The sequence below is a fragment of the Basilea psittacipulmonis DSM 24701 genome (assembly GCF_000743945.1).
GTDB lineage: Bacteria > Pseudomonadota > Gammaproteobacteria > Burkholderiales > Burkholderiaceae_B > Basilea > Basilea psittacipulmonis.
The window spans coordinates 1,186,682-1,202,093 of the sequence record NZ_CP009238.1; the positions used below are offsets into that span (position 1 = coordinate 1,186,682).

The window sequence follows — 15,412 nt, forward strand, 5'->3', positions numbered from 1 at the left end:
ATATATGGAAAATTCCAATACGCCAATCCCCCGCTTTGAACACAGCTAAAGGGTTATCTTTATACTTTGAAAAACAGCCATATCACCACTTTCAGAAAGTTTAAAGGGGCTGTGTCCAAAAAACAGCCCCACTCAACTTCCATCTAAACACAGCTAAAGGGTTATCTTTATACTTTGAAAAACAGCTATATCACCATTTCCAGAAAGTTTAAAGGGGCTGTGTCCAAGTTTCGACAAACTGGCGCCAATCAGGACGCTCTTTTTCTGGCACCCCTGACATATGCGTTCCTACCGCCAAAATACCCAAATAACGGTATTCTAAAGCATCAAAACCCATACCTTGTTGGAATTCATCGATATAAGTAGCGGCCCCTGTACTCCAAAATGCACCGTATCCCAACATATGAATCGCATTCAACATGTTCATGACGGCACAACCTGTTGCCAAAATAGTTTCCTCTTCTGGAATACGCTCAGAACCTAATTTTGAGCCAATGGCAATAATCAAAGGTAAATTCGATAACCATGCTAGAGTTGCTTTTGCTTTTTGTTCAGGCATCGGATGATCGCTTTTTTGGCGTAATTCAATGCTGTATTGAGCAAACTTAGCAATACTTTCTGGATCATTAATTAATTTAAAACGCCATGGTCTAACGCTACCATGGTCAGGTGCACGCATAGCCGCTTGAAAAATCAAGTCCAATTCTGCTTCATTCGGACCTGGTGCTACCAATAATTTACTTGATGCTCTATCTAACAAACGTTCAATATCTTGATTCATGTTCACTTACCACCATCAATGTTTTCATGCGACGAACCGCTGACTCTAATCCTTCAAAAATCGCTTGTGAAATAATACTATGGCCGATATTTAATTCTGTTATACCTGATAATTTCACAATAGGCAACACGTTCTCATAATTTAAACCATGACCCGCGTTCACCTGTAAACCACATTTTAGGCCCTCTTCGACACCGAGTTTAACTCGTTCTAATTCTTTTAACTGTTCCTCACCTTGGGCCTCTGCATACGCACCTGTGTGAATTTCAATCACTGAAGCACCTAATATCGCTGCTTGTTGTATTTGGTCTTTATCAGGATCAATAAACAAAGAAACCGTAATACCTTGATCTTGTAGTTTAAGAATCGCCTCTTTAACCACCTTAGCATGCGTAATGATGTCTAAGCCCCCTTCTGTTGTTAATTCCTGTCTTTTTTCAGGAACCAAACACACATCATGAGGGCGTACTTTGCAGGCAATATCGATCATTTCTTCTGTTATCGCACATTCCAAATTCATTTTTGTGCGTAACAAAGGACGCATGCGGTAAACATCAGCATCTTGAATATGTCGTCTATCTTCTCTTAAATGCAAAGTAATTGAGTCTGCACCCGCATCTTCAGCGAGTAAAGCAGCTTGCACAGGATCGGGGTAAACGCCTAAACGCTGTTGTCTTAACGTAGCAACATGATCGATATTAACGCCTAATAACATCTTTAATTTTCCTTAATATCGTCATTTGTCCAACCACCACCAATCGCTTTAAACAAATTAATACGATTGCTTAACGCGTTATATTGGGCAGTAATCAATGACTGTTGTGCTTGGAAATAGCTAATCTGAGCGGTTTGAACATTTAAGAATGTATCGGTACCAGAACGATAACGCACATCGGCTATATCGGCATAACGTTTGGCAGCCTTAACTTGATCATTAAGCACAGCCAATTGTTTAGCATAGCTTTCTTCACCCGCCAAGGTATCAGAAACCTCTTGGAAAGCTGTTTGGATCGCTTTCTCATACGTGGCCACTGCCGCTTTCTTACTAGCCTGCATAGCTTTGACATTATTGTAAATAGTACCACCTGCAAAGATAGGCAAACTGGCTGACGGTGTGACACTCCAAGTACGATTATTCCCTTCAAACAAAGAACTCAAGGCAGGACTTGCGATACCTAAAGCAGCGGTTAAAGAAATACTTGGGAAGAAAGATGCTCTGGCAACACCAATATTCGCATTAGCAGCTCTTAAAGCATTTTCAGCCGACATCACATCAGGTCTTCTTAACAACACCTCTGACGACAAGCCCTTAGGTAAAGTGGCCAAAGAGTCCATGCTAAACGGAGCAGCCTCAGGTAAATCAGCTGGCATTGCCTGTCCCAACAATAACTCTAAAGCGTTTTTAGCTTGTTCTTTTGATAATTCGTATGATAGTTGACTTGCTTGTGCAGATGCTAAGGATAATTTTGCTTGATTTAACGTTTGTTCATCAGCAACCCCCGCACGATATTGACGTTCGACCAAATCATACGTAATTTGACGAGCTTTAACCATTTGGGCTGAGAATTTTTCAAGTTCAGAAACCTCTCGCCACAAGTAATAAGTGCTTGCTAACTGCCCAATAATACTGATTCGAGTTGATTTTGCTGTTTCTTCACTTGCCAAATAAGTTCGGAAAGCTGCCTCTGAGGTATTTCTTAATTTACCCCAAAGATCAATCTCAAAACTACTCAATGCCAAGCTCAATGTCGCTTGTCGATTAATGCTATTGCTGGCACGAGAACCACTATTACTGTAGGCACCTTGTCCCGAAATGCTGGGTAATTGTGAACCAAAGGCGATACCGTAACTCGCTGCCGCCTGTTCAGCATTCGCTAAAGCAACTCTCAAATCTCTGTTGTTCTTTAATGCAATCTCAATCAATGCTTTAAGCTGAGGATCTTTATAAAAAGATTGCCAATGCAAGTCTAAAGCTTGATCTTGCTGTAACTGACCTACCTGAGATGCAACAGGCAGATCAGGACGTTTATAGGTAGGTGCCAGAGAACAAGCGGTTAACCCTGCCACCAATACCACGCCTACTAAAGGTTTCAAAATCATATTCATATTAGTGCATTCCTTCTTGACTGCCATGAGTATCTTCTAAATGTAAGTTTTCTTGTGAACGTAATAATTTAGACTGTTTAACTCTAAATAGTTTCATGACCACCACAAAAAAGGTCGGAACAAAGATCACGGAGAAAGGTGTCGCCGCTAACATACCGCCAATTACGCTAATACCGACTGCATTTTGACCAGCTGAACCCGCACCTGAAGCATAAACAAGTGGCACCACACCTAAAATAAAGGCAAACGAGGTCATTAAAATAGGACGGAAACGTAATTTAGCCGCTTCGATTGCCGATTCAACCAAGCCTTTACCACTTGCATACGCATCTTTAGCAAATTCTACAATCAAAATAGCATTCTTAGCAGACAAACCAATAATCGTAATCATCCCTACGTTAAAGTAAATGTCATTCTGTTTACCTGTCAACCAAGTTAACACAACCGTACCTAACATACCTAAAGGTACGATAAGCAAAGCTGAAACGGGAATAGCCCAACTTTCATACAGTGCTGCCAATACCAAGAATACCACAATCATCGCCATAGCAAGCATCATACCTGCTTGGCTACCTGCTTGAACTTCTTGGAAAGTTGCACCTGTCCACTCTAAACCAACACCAGAGGGTAATTGTGCCACCAATCTTTCTAATTCGGCACGAGCATCACCACTAGAATAGCCGTCTTTAGCAGACACGTTCATGGTCATTGCAGGGAAACTGTTAAAACGTTTCATCAACGTTTCGGCACTTTGGTGAGAAATTTTAATCATGCTACCAATTTCGACCAAATCGCCACTGCTGTTTTTAACTTTTAATGTCTTGATATTGTCTTCCGTCAAACGGAATGATTGATCCGCCTGAACCCAGATATTTTGGATATGTCCTTTGTTAGAGAATGTTCCCACATAAGAACCCCCCATCGCATAAGACAATGCAGTACTAATATCGCTAATGCTCACCCCTTGTTGAGTGGCTTTCACCCTATCAATATCAATATAGTACATAGGACCTGTTCCCAAGCCTGTAATACGCATACCTGTCAATACAGGACTTTGTTGGGCTAATGCAAGCAACTGATTAGATGCCGCACGTAATTTTTCCATTCCCATCGAAGAACGATCTTGAAGGACAAAATCCACCCCACTAGAGGTACCCAAAGACATAATCGCAGGCGGTACAGTCGCAAAAATAATCGCTTCTGGAATACCAAAATAAAGTTTTCCAGTAATTTCAGCCGCAATTTCTTTGGCACTACGTGAACGATCTTTATGATCTTTCAAGTTAATGAACGCCAAACCAGCATTTAAGCCTGAACCATTAAAACTGAAACCACGCACAGTAACATAATGATTGACTTCTGGAATGGTTTTTAACATCTGTTCAACTTTCTGAATAACCTCATCAGTACGCGTTGCACTGGCATTTGAGTTTAGCTGAATATTTGTCATAATCAAGCCTTGGTCTTCATCAGGGATAAAGCCCGTTGGCAAAGACATATATTTCCAACCCATAAACGCCGATAAAATCAACCAGATAATCATCATGCGTCCACCGCGAGTCACCCAACGCTCCGTTCTCGTACTATAAGCTGTCGTCAAACGTGTAAAGTTACGATTAAACCAACCAAAAAATCCTTTTTTCTCACCATGATCGGTAATCGGTTTTAACACCGTTGCACATAAGGCAGGCGTAAAGGTTAGTGCTAGGAAAGCAGAAAAAATAATGGATACGATAATCGTAATGGCAAACTGTTGATAAATAACACCAGCAGAACCAGAAAAGAATAATAATGGCACAAACACCGTGCAAAGTGCCAATGTAATACCAATAATCGCACCAGAGATTTGTGGCATCGCTTTAACCGTTGCATCAAAAGGACTCAGATGCTCAGTAGCCATAATACGTTCCACGTTCTCAACAACAACGATCGCATCATCCACCAAGATACCAATTGCCAGTACCATGGCGAACATGGTTAACACGTTAACCGAATAACCTAGCGAATATAAAACCGCAACAGTCCCTAATAACGCAACAGGCACCACAATCGCTGGAATAATCGTATATCGGATATTTTGCAAAAATACAAACATCACGATAAACACCAACACCATCGCCTCAAACAAAGTATGCATAACTTGTTCTAAGGATTGTTCAATATTGGGAGCCGTGTTATAAGGAATCACATAGTCCATACCATCTGGGAAGTACTGTGCTAACTGTTTCATCGTTTCTTGCACACGCCCTTCTGTTGCCAAAGCATTAGCATTGGGCGCTAATGAGACCGCAAACGCCACGCCAGGCTGTCCGTCAGTTTTGGAACTAAAGTTATAGCTGTTTTGACCAATTTCGACTTTGGCCACATCTTTTAAATAAACGGTCGCACCATCACTACCTGATTTTAAAATCACATTTTCAAATGCTTTCACATCATCAAGTGTGCCGCTACCTTTAATCATCGCGACAATTGTTTGATCTTTAGGTGTAGGAGGAGCGGCTAAAATACCGCCAGAAATCTGTGCATTTTGTGCTGAAATCGCAGACGCTACCTCTGCAACCGTTAAATTATATTTACTTAACTTATTCGGATCGACCCAAACACGCATCGCCAAGGCTGAACCAAACAGCTGTACAGAACCAACCCCCTCAAGACGAGAGACTGAGTTTTTAATATTACGAGTGAAATAATCACCTAAATCCTGCACAGACATTGAACCATTTGCAGAACGTAGGGTCACCACCATTAAGAAACCACTATTACTACGTTTAAATTGAAGTCCTTGAGCACGAACTTCTGAAGGCAAAGTTGATTCAACGTTTGAAACTTTGTTTTGTACCTCAACCTGTGCTAACTGAGGATCAGTACCTGGTTTAAAGGTAACATCAATTTGTCCTGTACCCGTTGAAGTCGCTGTAGAAGAATAGTACAACAGGCCATCTGCCCCGTTTAATTCTTCTTCAATCACACTATTAACTTTTTCAGCAACGTCTTGTGCACTCGCACCGGGGTAAGTTGTACTGATTGAGATCGTAGGCGGTGCCACATCAGGGTACTGAGCAACAGGAATTTCATTCACTGCCAAAGCACCTGCCATCGTAATCAAAATAGCGATTACCCAAGAGAATACGGGTCGTCTAATAAAAAATTGTGAAAGCATGAATCACCTATTACTGTTGTTCACCAGATGTTTGTGCATCGCCTGACTGAGGTTTAGCATTCAAAGGAATAGGCGTAACCGTCGCTCCAGGTGCTGTTTTGTCAAACCCATCCACCATGACCATATCTCCTGCTTTGATACCAGAAGTAATAATCGCCTGACCATCTTGTTGTTGACTAACCGTAACATCCACGATGCTTACTTTCTTATCTTGAGCGTTCACTAAATACAATTTTGCATGATGTTCATCTGTTGAACCCTGCAAAGCACGTACGGGCACCAATAACGCATTTTCTGCGATACCATGGTTCAAACGTACCGTCACAAACATACCTGGCAACAATGCTTTATCGCTATTATCAAACAAAGCACGTTTATTCACTTGACCTGTTGACGTATCGATATTGCTTCCAGTGAAAATAAGTTTACCTTTAGATTGGGCATCATTTAGAATGGTAACTTCAGGCAAGCCATCTTCAGGTAGCTTTAATGTCTTAGAAAGTTGATTCCAGTACACTGTCAAATCAGCATCTTCGGTAAAATCAGCATATACCTTAGACGCGTTTTGAACCGTTGTCAGCAAAGTGCTCGAACTTGAACTCACTAACGTTCCCACCACCACTTCTGCCATATCCGTTACACCATCAATCGGTGATTGCACTTCGGTATATTCCAAATTTATACGTGCCTGTTCTAAACTTGCTTTAGCCGATTCTAATGAGGCCAATGCCGAAGCTTGATTCGCCTTTGCTGTGTCAAAATCTTGCTTACTCACGGCATTTAATTTAACAAGTTTTGTGTAACGTTTTAATACCAAATCCGCATTATCAAAAGTCGCTTGAGCTTGAGCAACGGCAGCTTTAGCGGCATCAAATTGTGCCTGATATACAGCAGGGTCAATCGTAAATAGACTTTGACCAGCCGTCACCTGACTACCTTGTTCATAATTAACTGATTTAATCGTACCTGTCACTCTGGCACGTACTTCAGCACTTTCTATCGCTTTAATGCGAGCAGGATAATCTGTGTACAAACTAACAGATTTAGGTTGAACAATAACGACATTCACAGGCATCGCTGGCATTTGTTGTTTCGCAGTATTATCTGAACATCCAGCCAAAGCCAATGCCGAACAAAAAGTGGTCAATAGTAAACGCTTATGAATATATGATCTCATATAAATCTCTTGATAAATCTGGGAAAAAAAAGTAAATAACTATTATCACACAAAATACTTGACTGTGCAACAATTTCATCGGATGATATTAAAAATGATACCTAGCCTAGTAGCAACGCATCATCGGAAACTTCTTCACCACGAACCTTTTCAAACATTTTCAACAAATCTGTCACACTCATCCCCTCACGTTCTGGACCAGATATATCCAAAACGATTTGACCTTGGTGCAACATAATCGTACGATCACCGTACTCCAATGCTTGTTTCATGCTGTGGGTAACCATCATGGTCGTTAATTTTTGTTCATTCACTAATTGAGAAGTCAGTTCTAGAACAAAATGAGCCGTTCGCGGATCTAACGCTGCGGTATGCTCATCTAACAATAAAATCTTACTAGGTCTTAAAGATGCCATTAAAAGGCTAACCGCCTGTCTTTGTCCGCCAGATAATAAACCAATACTATCGGTTAATCGGTTTTCTAGCCCCAATCCTAATACAGACAATTTCTCGATAATTTCTTTTCTTAACTTGGTATTTAATGCTCGACCAAAGTTATGCGATAAACCGCGACGATAAGCCAAAGCCATATTTTCTTCAATGGTCAAATCTTCACAGGTACCATGTAATGGGTTTTGAAATACGCGAGACACCATACTGGCACGTTCCCAAACTGGCATTTTAGTTACATTCGTGCTACCAAAATATATCTCACCGCTGTCAACTTTTTGTTCGCCAGAAATTGCATTTAAAAAGGTTGATTTTCCAGCACCATTTGAACCAATGACCGTTACAAACTGTCCTTGAGGAATTTCCAGTGACACCCCTCTTAACGCTTGGGTTTCTATCGGCGTGCCTGCATTAAATGTAATTTTCAAGTCTTTTGCTTTTAACATTATCTAGCCTTTTTAAAATAGCTTTTTAATTTTGGGAAAACCAAAGCAATCGCCACTAATACCGCCGTTAATAAATTCAAATCCTGTGCCTGTAATCCAATCCAGTCCGTGTTCATGGCCAATGCCACAAAGAAACGATAAATCATGGAACCGACGATAACAGCCAATATGGCATAGAACATTTTTCGGGACGTAATGATATTTTGGCCAAGGATCACGGAAGCCAAACCAATCACAATGGTACCAATCCCCATTGAAATATCGGAACCACCTGCTGATTGAACAAATAAGGCACCACCTAAACCTACTAAAGCATTAGATAGCCCCATTCCCCAAATAATCATTTTACCCGTTGCAATTCCTTGTGCTTTTGCCATACGAATATTGGCACCCGTAGCACGCATAGCCTGTCCAGAACGAGTCGAAAAATACCAATCTAATAATAACTTGACTAACAGTACCACCAATAGCAACAACAAAGGTCGCCAAATATAATCATATTCCTCAAAATACTCAGGCTGTAATAATGAAAAAACGGTATCACTATTTAATAATGGGACATTTGAGCTACCCATAATACGAAGATTAACGGAATACAGGCCAGTCATCACTAAAATACCTGCTAACAAATTCATAATATGGAATTTGACATTTAGCACACCCGTCAACACGCCCGTTAAGCCACTTATTAAAAATCCCAATAAGGTAGCCGTAAAGGGATCCCCACCTTTTGCAATATAGATGGCGGCCACCGCACCACCTGTTGCAAAGCTTCCATCCACTGTTAAATCAGGAAAGTTTAAAATTTTAAATGAAATAAATACACCCAAAGCAACTAGACCATATATCAGCCCTAGTTCTAAGGCTCCCATGAATGAAAATAATGACATCGCTCTAAATAAATGTGAAAGTAGCCCCAAAGGGCTACTTAATTTTAAAAATCACTTATTATACACTGATATAACTTATTGCAACACTTTTGAAGCTCTATCAATGAGAGATTGTGGCAAGGTGATACCTTGTTCTTGTGCTGCTTTAAGATTTATGTGTAATTCAGGGTGTTTATCCGTTTCAATTGGGATATTCGCTGGTTTCTCACCTTGTAGGATACGATATACCATCTCACCAGCCTGTAATCCGATATGGTAATAATTCACCCCCAAGCTTGCCACCGCACCACGTTCAACAGACGGTGTATCGGAAGCAACCAAAGGAATTTTAGCCTCATTAGCGACTTTGGCCATAGATTCATAAGCAGCCACCACATTATTATCTGTTGTGGTATAGAACATATCGATTTTACCGATCAAAGAACGTGCTGCAGACTGTACATCAACCGTTCTCGGTGCGGCTGCCGTTACCAGTTTAATATTATGTTTAGGCAATACTTCTTCTAAGGTTTTGATAGCCGCCACTGAGTTAGCTTCTCCGGGATTATAGACCACACCTAAGGTTTGGATGCTAGGTAAAATTTCCTTAATTAAGGCAATCTGTTGTTCGATCTCTAATTTATCAGACACCCCTGTAATATTCTTACCTGGTGTTTCCCAATCTTTAACCAATCCCGCTGCAACAGGGTTAGATACCGCCGCAAATACAATAGGAATATTTTTAGTTGATGAGGCTGCAGCCTGAGCCATCGGAGTAGCAATGGCCACGATCACATCTGGTTTACCGCCCACAAACTGACGAGCGATTTGTACGGCAATAGACGTATTACCTTGGGCATTTTGATATTCCCATTTTAAATTTTTACCTTCTACATAACCATGTTCTGCCAGCTTATCTTTCACACCATCTCTAGCCGCATCCAATGCTGGATGTTGAACAATCGCAGCGACTTTAACATTTGCTTCTTTGGCTTGTGCAACTGGGTGAATCAAGCTTAAAGAAAGCAATCCCGTCAATAATAAAAGTGAACGTTTTAATAACATAGTCTGATTCCCAAATAATGTTGAAGTTAAACTCATTAAACAATACGCAATAAGAGAAATTTAGTCAATAGTTACCGCTTGAGATAAATGGGAATCACGCAACTCATTCAACCATTTTCGAGCAGGAAAATGCCATTCTTTTTCGATTGCCAATGCCCTACTTTTGCTAAATTTCATATTCTTACCTGCTACCACAATACAATTTCCATCAGGGGTTTCTGGCAAAGCAAAACACTGTTGTTTAAATGAATCATGTATTCGATGTAGATTTTTCTCAAAACTACTATGGTTGGCAAATAGATTGACAGACATCACCCCAGACGGTTTCAGAGATTCATAACAACTTTTATAAAACAACTTACTTGAACAGCTTGGGCCTTTTGCTTGATGATCATACAAGTCCACCAACAAAATATCGTATTTATTTTTTTCCTGTTTCATATAGTGTTTGGCATCATCGTGAATATAATTCAGACGTTCATCTGTTGCAGGCAACATAAAAGATTCAATACATAATTCGGTAACCGCCGGATTATATTCCACCACATCAATCATGGCCCGAGTATGTCTTAAACAAAATCTAACCAGAGAACCTGCACCCAAGCCCAAAATCCCAATGCGTGACGTTTCGCTCGGTTCATGAAACAGTAAGCATGACATCATCTCTTGAGTATATTGCCAAACAAGTTCTGTAGGCTTTCTTATCCTCATCGCACCTTGCAAATAAGCACTCGCAAAATGCAGATAACGAATACCGTCTTCTTCTGAAACAAAAGGGGTTTCTCGGTAATCATTCACCATTTTTTACACTCCAAATGGCTTGACCTCTAGTGATATTTTGGTGCCATTGTTCTATTATAGAAACGTCATTATCGGGAATAAGTAATTGCCAAATAACGCCTTTATCATCATAGTCTTCTTTTTCGATAGTCACCGTTGTCAATTTTGCACGTAACCGCTCTATTTCACTAAAAGGACAAGTACAATACACCGTGGTCTTGGGAACACATGTAATGGTCTCTGCTTGTTGAAGACACTTGGCAGCACAGCCTCCATAAGCTCTAACCAAACCACCTGTTCCCAGTTTTACGCCCCCAAAATAACGAATTACCAAGACGAATACATCCATTAATTGTTGTGATTCAATCGCCTGTAGAATCGGTCTTCCCGCCGTTCCACCTGGTTCTCCATCATCACTAAAACGGTATTCTTGACCAATCTTATAAGCCCAGCAATTATGCGTCGCCTGTGGATCCATATTTTCTTGCAAAAGTTGCATAGCCTGCTGAACCTGAGTTACAGGAAACGCCTTAACGATGAACTTACTTTTTTTAATCTCTTCTTCGTAGTACTGTTTTTTTAATAATAACTGCACCGTTATTCCTTATTCTTGCTGTCCACATGTGCAATTATCATGTTCGCATTGACCCAAATACGATTCCTCGTGATGATGTTCTTCTAGTAATAAATAAGCCATGCCCTCTTGCGTCGCGACACCCACCTCTTTACCGACAGGCAACGTAACACGAACATCACCATGTCCATAAGGCAATCCTTTAATAATCGGCAATTTAGTCGTTTCTCTTAACCACGAAATAACGGATTCCATATCAAAGCCATTATCGTAATCGGTCGTTTGATATTCTGTAAAATGCCCCAGAATTATCGCTTTCTGATGTTCAAAAACACCTGCTTGCCACAAACTCACGAGATTTCTTTCTATTCGATAAGGATGTTCACCCACATCTTCGATAAACAAAATGCCATTTTCTACTTTAGGAAAATACGGTGTTCCCAGCAATTGTTGCATCACGCATAGATTACCTCCCCAAAGAACACCTCGTTCATCACAAGGATCAGACCCCTCTGATTCAAAATTTAATATTTCTAACTCACCTCTCATGGTCTCCGTAAACAACTCAGCGTTCAGTAACTCAATTTTTTCACGACCAAAATCAGTAATCAAATTAGGACCAGAGTAGCTAACCAAGCCTGTTTTGGCTAAATAGGCCAAATTAAAAGCGGTAAAATCGCTAAATCCACAATATTTTTTAGGATGTTTTTTTAATAATTCCCAATCAATTAAAGGCAAAATTTTACTTAATCCATAACCACCACGAGAGGCCATTACAATGGGGCTATCACTTAACGCAGCACGAGAAAAAGACAATGCTCTTTGTTCATCAGTTCCTGCAAAACGCTCATATCTTGCACCCAAGGTTTTATCTCTTGTCAACGTAAAACCATAGTTTTTCAGACGCTCTTGAGCAACGCTAATCATCTCAATATCTTTGATATAGCCAGACGGTGAAATAGCGTAAATATCCATCATCTCTGAATAGTCATAATGAAATGGAATATCGTCGTAATCCTCATCCTGTTCGATTTGTTTATCGTAGTTTTTCGCCATGTTTACGCTGCCTTCTAAGCTTGAAAAAATCCGTTAATATCTGTGAACAATCCTGTTTAAGCACACCTGAAATGACTCTTGTATGGTGATTAATATGGCTATTGCCTCCTAGATTCACGATAGACCCACATGCTCCTGTCTTAGGTTCATTCGCACCATATACTAAATAAGCCAGTCGAGTCTGAAAAATAGCCCCTAAACACATCGTACAAGGTTCTAAAGTAACATACAAAAAACAATCATTCAAACGATAATTATTCACTTGCTGACAAGCTTGTTTAATGACTTGTATTTCTGCATGTGCCGTCGGATCATTTAGCGTCATCACTTGGTTGTGAGATTCAGCCAGTATGGTTCCATCTGAAGCCACTAATACAGCACCAACTGGCACTTCTTCTTTCTGATACGCCAATCTTGCTTGTTCTAGTGCTAGTTTCATGTATTGTTCATGAGACCACATACTTCATCTACTCAATCAAATTAAAATTATATTGTAAACTGGCCTAGTACTTTTTTATTGACGCTTTTCACAAGAGAAAATGAGACAATGATCAGCGTTGTGCTTGAGGATTAGCCAACCAAGCATGAGTGGCTTGTTCTAAATAAAATTCTTGTTTCCAAATAGGAACCGTCGCCTTCACTTCATCAATAATATATCGACAGGCTGCAAAGGCCGCATCTCGGTGGCCTGCACTCACACCCACATACACGGCCATATCACCAATTTCAAGTCGTCCATATCGATGCACGCAAATAGCATCCTCAATCTGAAATAAAGTTTTAGCTTGTTCAATGACCCGTAAACCTTGTTTTTTAGCCAATTCCTCATAAACAGAATAAACCAAATAATCTACTTTTTTACCGTCATTGTGTCGTCTTACCCAGCCCTCAAAACTAGCATATGCTCCGCATTTCTCGTTCTCAGTGAGTTGATTTCTTAATGCGATATGATCAATTTTTTGATCGGTAATATCAAAAAACATCGTCTAACCTCCAGCCACAGGGGGAATCAATGCCACGATATCATTATGTTTAAGCACTGTATCCCACGATGAAAAACTATGATTAACCGCTACCAACAACTGTTTCGGGTCGATAGGAAATGAATAACGTTGGTTCAACTCCTCAAACAACTGACGAGCCGATATACCATCAATAATTTCTAAATACTCTTTTTCTTTTTTGGCAACTTCTTGCAACTGTCCAAAATACTTCACTTCCACACTAATCAAAGATTGATTAACAAACTCTCTTCTAGCTTGAATCCCTGTTTTAAGAGAAAGTGAATTCGTTTGTTTATCCGAGGATGAGGCTGTATTTTCAGTGACATTATCGGATGTCTCAATTTTTTCCTCACGATCAAAATCACGTTTACCACCTGATTTATGAACCAAAGAAATATCACTGATGCAAATATCGTGACTGAGTGCTTTAGTCATATCGTAAACCGTCAAAGCTGCCACAGACACCGCCGTTAACGCTTCCATTTCTACGCCTGTTTTATGAGTAATGGCCACCTCGGCTGTTATATACAGACTGCAGGTATGGTCATCATATGAAAACTCAAGATCGCATTTTTCTATCATCATCGGATGACACATAGGGATTAAGTTGGCTGTATTTTTAGCCGCCATAATACCTGCAATTTTAGCGACCTCCACAATACTACCTTTTGCCGTACGCCCATGACTAGACTGGATCTGTTGATAGACTTGAGGAGGAAAAATCACACGACCTTGTGCTTTGGCGATTCGTTTGCTAACTTGTTTGGCGCTGACATCCACCATACGGCTTTGTCCATTTTCATCTAGGTGTGTAATACTCATTTTCGATACTCGTCTTGACCGCCTGCTCAAATGCCTCAGGCGTATTAAAATTCGATAAAGCCTGCCATTGTTCAGGCAAAGAAATTGACACATGATCCTGTGTACCAATATAAACCTGAACTTTACGCTGATCGGCTTCTAAATACTCTCTCAGAAATGGGATTTGTTTAATTGACCAATGAGATAAAAGTGGATAATTTTTATCATTCCCTTTCAAATAAACAATCCCCGTATGCCATATACTATCAGTTTGGGCTTTATCAAGCAAATGAATCACCGCTTGGGGGTCCAAAAGCGTATCACAAGCCATCACGTATATCCCTTGGTATCCTGCTGATTTAGCTTCTTCCAAACCCGCTAAAATACCCGACAATGGACCTATTCTGTTGGGAAAAGCATCGCTTAAATATTTGCAAGGTCCAACTAAATCGGGAAAGTAATCCCCTGCTGCCGCCATATAAATAGGATTAGGCGACAAATCAAACATTCGTTGAAGCAGGGTTTTTCCTTGGTATTCTAGCAATCCTTTATGCGTACCCATGCGACGACTCAAACCGCCACATAAAATCAATAAGGGTTCTTTTGAATTCATGCTGACTGTTTATTAGCGGTCCAAGTGTTAAAGACACGGGTAAAGCCACAAGCATTGATTCTAGGATCTAATTGGGGAGCTATCACCTTTTCCCAAGCAGTGCGACATGCATTAGTAGAGCCTGGCAAACAAAAGATCAATGTTTCATTGGCAATCCCTGCTATAGCACGCGATTGAATCGTTGACATACCAATTTCTTCATAAGACACGGCACGGAACATTTCACCAAAACCTGGAATACTCTTATCAAATAACAATTCCACAGCATCGGGCGTAACATCTCTAGGGAACATACCTGTGCCACCTGTGATCAACACAACGTCAATAGCGGGATCGGCAATGGCAACAGATACTCTGGCACGAATATCATATAACTCGTCTCGAACTAAATCTCGTGAAACCAGCTTGTGTTCGCCCTTTTGCAACGCTTCGCATAAATAATCGCCGCTACCATCTTCCTTGTATGAACGCGTATCTGTAACCGTTAACACATGGAAATTCAATGCTCTAAATTCGGGTGCTTTCTTCAT

The 15,412-nt window shown here is 40.4% G+C and carries 16 protein-coding genes; all 16 read right to left on the bottom strand.

Annotated features, from left to right (window positions below; genetic code table 11):
* Positions 1–208: 208 nt before the first annotated feature.
* Positions 209–781, bottom strand: coding sequence for a nitroreductase family protein (locus IX83_RS05125; protein ID WP_038499905.1), 573 nt, complete (start codon positions 779–781; stop codon positions 209–211).
* Positions 765–1,496: a pyridoxine 5'-phosphate synthase gene (locus tag IX83_RS05130; RefSeq protein ID WP_038499907.1), complete on the bottom strand. Its 732-nt coding sequence runs from the start codon at positions 1,494–1,496 to the stop codon at positions 765–767. Before IX83_RS05130 ends, IX83_RS05125 begins: the two co-directional genes overlap by 17 nt.
* Before the next feature lie 2 nt (positions 1,497–1,498).
* Positions 1,499–2,887 (bottom strand): efflux transporter outer membrane subunit, encoded by a 1,389-nt coding sequence (locus IX83_RS05135; RefSeq protein ID WP_051919336.1) that lies wholly within the window; start codon positions 2,885–2,887, stop codon positions 1,499–1,501.
* 1 nt (position 2,888) lies between these two features.
* Positions 2,889–6,047, bottom strand: coding sequence for a multidrug efflux RND transporter permease subunit (locus IX83_RS05140; RefSeq protein WP_038499908.1), 3,159 nt, complete (start codon positions 6,045–6,047; stop codon positions 2,889–2,891).
* Positions 6,048–6,057: 10 nt separating this feature from the next.
* Positions 6,058–7,224 carry an efflux RND transporter periplasmic adaptor subunit gene (locus tag IX83_RS05145; RefSeq protein WP_051919340.1) on the bottom strand — a complete coding sequence of 389 codons (1,167 nt, stop codon included), beginning with the start codon at positions 7,222–7,224 and terminating at the stop codon, positions 6,058–6,060.
* Between the two features lie 101 nt (positions 7,225–7,325).
* Positions 7,326–8,120, bottom strand: coding sequence for an ABC transporter ATP-binding protein (locus IX83_RS05150; protein ID WP_038499910.1), 795 nt, complete (start codon positions 8,118–8,120; stop codon positions 7,326–7,328).
* On the bottom strand, positions 8,120–9,010 hold the full coding sequence (locus tag IX83_RS05155; RefSeq protein WP_038499912.1) for an ABC transporter permease: 891 nt from the start codon (positions 9,008–9,010) through the stop codon (positions 8,120–8,122). Before IX83_RS05155 ends, IX83_RS05150 begins: the two co-directional genes overlap by 1 nt.
* A 75-nt stretch (positions 9,011–9,085) precedes the next feature.
* Entirely contained in the window at positions 9,086–10,054 is a 969-nt protein-coding gene (locus IX83_RS05160; RefSeq protein ID WP_038499913.1) for an ABC transporter substrate-binding protein, read from the bottom strand.
* 60 nt (positions 10,055–10,114) lie between these two features.
* Positions 10,115–10,855, bottom strand: a complete 741-nt coding sequence (locus tag IX83_RS05165) for a spermine/spermidine synthase domain-containing protein (RefSeq protein WP_038499915.1) — start codon at positions 10,853–10,855, stop codon at positions 10,115–10,117.
* Positions 10,845–11,429, bottom strand: a complete 585-nt coding sequence (locus IX83_RS05170) for an IMPACT family protein (RefSeq protein WP_038499917.1) — start codon at positions 11,427–11,429, stop codon at positions 10,845–10,847. Before IX83_RS05170 ends, IX83_RS05165 begins: the two co-directional genes overlap by 11 nt.
* Before the next feature lie 9 nt (positions 11,430–11,438).
* Positions 11,439–12,464, bottom strand: coding sequence for an LD-carboxypeptidase (locus IX83_RS05175; protein WP_051919343.1), 1,026 nt, complete (start codon positions 12,462–12,464; stop codon positions 11,439–11,441).
* The gene (gene tadA, locus IX83_RS05180; protein ID WP_038499919.1) at positions 12,445–12,924 is read right to left on the bottom strand and encodes a tRNA adenosine(34) deaminase TadA; all 480 of its coding nucleotides are present in this window, start codon (positions 12,922–12,924) and stop codon (positions 12,445–12,447) included. Before tadA ends, IX83_RS05175 begins: the two co-directional genes overlap by 20 nt.
* A 91-nt stretch (positions 12,925–13,015) precedes the next feature.
* The gene (locus tag IX83_RS05185; RefSeq protein WP_038499921.1) at positions 13,016–13,447 is read right to left on the bottom strand and encodes a molybdenum cofactor biosynthesis protein MoaE; all 432 of its coding nucleotides are present in this window, start codon (positions 13,445–13,447) and stop codon (positions 13,016–13,018) included.
* A 3-nt stretch (positions 13,448–13,450) separates the two neighbouring features.
* Positions 13,451–14,290: a cyclic pyranopterin monophosphate synthase MoaC gene (gene moaC, locus IX83_RS08875; RefSeq protein WP_081888801.1), complete on the bottom strand. Its 840-nt coding sequence runs from the start codon at positions 14,288–14,290 to the stop codon at positions 13,451–13,453.
* Positions 14,268–14,882: a molybdenum cofactor guanylyltransferase gene (mobA, locus tag IX83_RS05195; RefSeq protein WP_051919346.1), complete on the bottom strand. Its 615-nt coding sequence runs from the start codon at positions 14,880–14,882 to the stop codon at positions 14,268–14,270. Before mobA ends, moaC begins: the two co-directional genes overlap by 23 nt.
* Positions 14,879–15,412: a molybdenum cofactor biosynthesis protein B gene (moaB, locus tag IX83_RS05200; RefSeq protein WP_038499923.1), complete on the bottom strand. Its 534-nt coding sequence runs from the start codon at positions 15,410–15,412 to the stop codon at positions 14,879–14,881. The genes mobA and moaB overlap by 4 nt, the downstream gene beginning before the upstream one ends.

Excerpts from the sequence above, each read along its gene's own strand:
- IX83_RS05125 (WP_038499905.1), bottom strand. The coding sequence starts at position 781 with ATGAATCAAGATATTGAACGTTTGTTAGATAGAGCATCAAGTAAATTA.
- IX83_RS05135 (WP_051919336.1), bottom strand. The coding sequence starts at position 2,887 with ATGAATATGATTTTGAAACCTTTAGTAGGCGTGGTATTGGTGGCAGGG.
- IX83_RS05160 (WP_038499913.1), bottom strand. The coding sequence starts at position 10,054 with ATGTTATTAAAACGTTCACTTTTATTATTGACGGGATTGCTTTCTTTA.
- IX83_RS05150 (WP_038499910.1), bottom strand. The coding sequence starts at position 8,120 with ATGTTAAAAGCAAAAGACTTGAAAATTACATTTAATGCAGGCACGCCG.
- IX83_RS05145 (WP_051919340.1), bottom strand. The coding sequence starts at position 7,224 with ATGAGATCATATATTCATAAGCGTTTACTATTGACCACTTTTTGTTCG.
- IX83_RS05175 (WP_051919343.1), bottom strand. The coding sequence starts at position 12,464 with ATGGCGAAAAACTACGATAAACAAATCGAACAGGATGAGGATTACGAC.
- IX83_RS05130 (WP_038499907.1), bottom strand. The coding sequence starts at position 1,496 with ATGTTATTAGGCGTTAATATCGATCATGTTGCTACGTTAAGACAACAG.
- moaC (WP_081888801.1), bottom strand. The coding sequence starts at position 14,290 with ATGAGTATTACACACCTAGATGAAAATGGACAAAGCCGTATGGTGGAT.
- tadA (WP_038499919.1), bottom strand. The coding sequence starts at position 12,924 with ATGTGGTCTCATGAACAATACATGAAACTAGCACTAGAACAAGCAAGA.
- IX83_RS05185 (WP_038499921.1), bottom strand. The coding sequence starts at position 13,447 with ATGTTTTTTGATATTACCGATCAAAAAATTGATCATATCGCATTAAGA.
- IX83_RS05165 (WP_038499915.1), bottom strand. The coding sequence starts at position 10,855 with ATGGTGAATGATTACCGAGAAACCCCTTTTGTTTCAGAAGAAGACGGT.
- mobA (WP_051919346.1), bottom strand. The coding sequence starts at position 14,882 with ATGAATTCAAAAGAACCCTTATTGATTTTATGTGGCGGTTTGAGTCGT.
- IX83_RS05140 (WP_038499908.1), bottom strand. The coding sequence starts at position 6,047 with ATGCTTTCACAATTTTTTATTAGACGACCCGTATTCTCTTGGGTAATC.
- IX83_RS05155 (WP_038499912.1), bottom strand. The coding sequence starts at position 9,010 with ATGTCATTATTTTCATTCATGGGAGCCTTAGAACTAGGGCTGATATAT.
- moaB (WP_038499923.1), bottom strand. The coding sequence starts at position 15,412 with ATGAAGAAAGCACCCGAATTTAGAGCATTGAATTTCCATGTGTTAACG.